This window comes from Bacillus sp. SIMBA_008 (assembly GCF_046535495.1).
Classification (GTDB): domain Bacteria; phylum Bacillota; class Bacilli; order Bacillales; family Bacillaceae; genus Bacillus; species Bacillus subtilis.
Genome location: NZ_JAWRWL010000519.1, coordinates 1 through 269, shown reverse-complemented (window position 1 = coordinate 269; position 269 = coordinate 1). Strand labels below are relative to the sequence as shown.

1 protein-coding gene is annotated in these 269 nt (G+C 51.7%); it reads left to right on the top strand.

What is annotated here, in order from left to right:
• The coding region (locus SB658_RS24275; RefSeq protein ID WP_410602913.1) for an MBL fold metallo-hydrolase at positions 1 to 269 on the top strand (269 nt) is incomplete at both ends.

The following is a 269-nucleotide window of genomic DNA, read 5'->3' as shown; positions in this document are numbered from 1 at the left end:
ACTGAAATGGGCGTTCCCCTGACGCCTGAAGACATACAGAAAACAGTTAAGCTGTCGTACTTATTTTCTGCAAACCGTCCGTTAACGAAAACAGTGGAAGAAGGCGGGAAAATCGACGGGCTTAACGGCTGGACGGTGCTCGAAATCCCGGGTCATGCCGCTTCTCACATTGCGCTCTACCATGAAAAAAGCGGTGAAATGTTCAGCGGCGATCTGCTTTGGTCCAACAGCTCCACCAATCCGATTCTGGAAGCTCCGGAAAAGGGGGG